This window comes from Hymenobacter sp. AT01-02 (genome assembly GCF_000961955.2).
GTDB lineage: Bacteria > Bacteroidota > Bacteroidia > Cytophagales > Hymenobacteraceae > Hymenobacter > Hymenobacter mucosus.
On record NZ_JZIR02000221.1, the window covers coordinates 1 to 2,006 of the forward strand.

Consider the following 2,006-nt stretch of genomic DNA (forward strand, 5'->3'; position numbering starts at 1 on the left):
CGACTACGTTCGCTACCCTTCTACCGCCGACCAAATCTTCGCCAATTTAGCCTTCTCCCCCTCAATGATAGTGCCCGCGACGCCGGCCGGTTGCGCAGCGCCGCCTCGTCGACGGTGACTGTGCGCGCGGCGAAGGCTGACTACGTGCACCCGGTAGCGGGCACAGCGTGGCGGGCCGAAACCGGCGCCAAAGTGAGCTGGGTGACCACGCGCAGCGCACTAGCCTTCGATACGTTTGTGGGTGATACTTGGCAGCCCGACCGGCTCCGTACCAATCAGTTTACCTACAACGAGACTATCACGGCGGCTTATCTGAGTTTGAGCACAACGCAGGGTAAGCTGGAACTGAAAGGCGGGTTACGTGGGGAGCAAACCCACTCCGTGGGCGAATCACCGACCACTGGGCAGCGCGTGCGGCGCAACTACGCGCAGCTATTCCCCAGCTTGTTTGCAACCTACAAGCTCACCCAGCACGACCAACTCGGCGTGTCCGGCAGCCGGCGCATCACGCGCCCGAACTACCAGAGTCTGAACCCATTTCTCAACTACACCGATGCCTACACTGCTCAACAGGGCAACCCGTACCTACTGCCCTCCTTGGCTACCTCTGCGGTGCTCACGTATACCCACCGGAACTTTCAGGTGCTGAGCCTAAGCTACCTGCGCGAAACAAACGGCATTAACAACGTCGTCTACCAGAACGACGAAACGAAAATTTCCACGTCCGTGGAGCAGAACCTGGACGAGGCCACAACGCTTGTCCTGTCTTCCGGGGGCCACTCGGACGTGGCGAAATGGTGGGGCGTGGACAACCAGCTGGCGGGCTCCTACGCGCAAACTCGTACCCTGGTTGAGGGCCAGACTGTGCGGTTGGCGCGCTTCGGTTGGTCGGCAAGTTCGGACCACACCTTCACTTTGCCGCGCCACTACCTCGCTCACCGTTGGGGGCACCTATCGCTCTCCAACGGTGCAGGGACTATACCACGTCCGCGCCAACGGCTCGCTCAACCTAGGCCTGAAAAAGCAGCTCTGGCAGGAAAAAGCGACGCTGAGCCTGCGCCTCACCGACCTATTCTATACTGACCAGTGGCGCAGCTATTTGCGCTACCGCAACGTGGATATGACCTGGAACAACCAATACGAAAGCCGGAAGATATTGCTAAGCTTCACCTGGAAAATTGGTAGCGGCAAGGTCCTCAACCGCCACGCGGCAGGTAGCCAGGAGGAAGAAAACCGGGTTTCCAATTAAAACTCGGCTTACGATTACGAACCGGCCGAACAGGTAGATCTGGAGTGGCTGGGTAGTGCCGGGCTGCCCCAGGAAGATTTATTTGGTGGAAACTTCCAGGCGCCCCCCCGTACGGAACAAGGTGTGGTCCACGAAGTAGCCCTGGTTGGTGTGCCCATTTACCTTAATGGTGCTTAGGCTGCGGCCGTTGCCCGTTTTCTTCACAGTGAATGTGGTGCCGTTATCGGCTTTCCAGCTGACTTCATCAAAGAGAGGTACGCTCACAAGGTACTTGGCGTCGGCAGCAGAATACGGGTAAAGGCCCGTGGAGCTGAACACGTACCAGGCCGACATTTCGCCCGCGTCGTCCATGCCAGAGTAACCCAGGCCGTCTTTGCCCATACCGTAGAACTTGTCCATAATCTCATCGAGCCGGCGCTGCGACTTTTCCGGCTTTCCAATGAAGTAGTAGGAGAAGGGCGTTTCGTGGTCGGGCTGGTTGCCGTGGCAGTACTGCCCAATAAAGCCCGATACGTTGCGGGCAATATGGGAGGGATTCCAGGGCACGGTGAACAACGAATCCAGCTTGGCCTCGAAAGGCTGAGCCCCACCGTACAAGGCTATTAGGCCGGGCATGTCGTGAGGGGCGAAAAAGGAAACCTGCCAGGCGTTGGCTTCCCGGTACATGTACTCGTAGTAAGGATACTGCGGATCAAAGGGTTTCACCCAAGAGCCATCGGCGAGGCGACCACGCATAAACTTAGTGGCGGGGTCGAAC

3 protein-coding genes are annotated in these 2,006 nt (G+C 58.4%); 2 read left to right on the top strand and 1 reads right to left on the bottom strand.

What is annotated here, in order from left to right; genetic code table 11:
* A partial coding sequence (locus VI25_RS22595; RefSeq protein WP_152981793.1) for an outer membrane beta-barrel family protein occupies positions 1 to 1,083 on the top strand: 1,083 nt, incomplete at its 5' end.
* Entirely contained in the window at positions 968 to 1,249 is a 282-nt protein-coding gene (locus VI25_RS28080; protein WP_262490005.1) for an outer membrane beta-barrel family protein, read from the top strand. The genes VI25_RS22595 and VI25_RS28080, both read left to right, overlap by 116 nt.
* Before the next feature lie 78 nt (positions 1,250 to 1,327).
* On the opposite strand, the gene VI25_RS22600 is transcribed toward VI25_RS28080, so the two are convergent.
* Positions 1,328 to 2,006, bottom strand: a 679-nt coding sequence (locus tag VI25_RS22600; protein ID WP_161807038.1) for a glycoside hydrolase domain-containing protein, incomplete at its 5' end; no start/stop codon positions are given.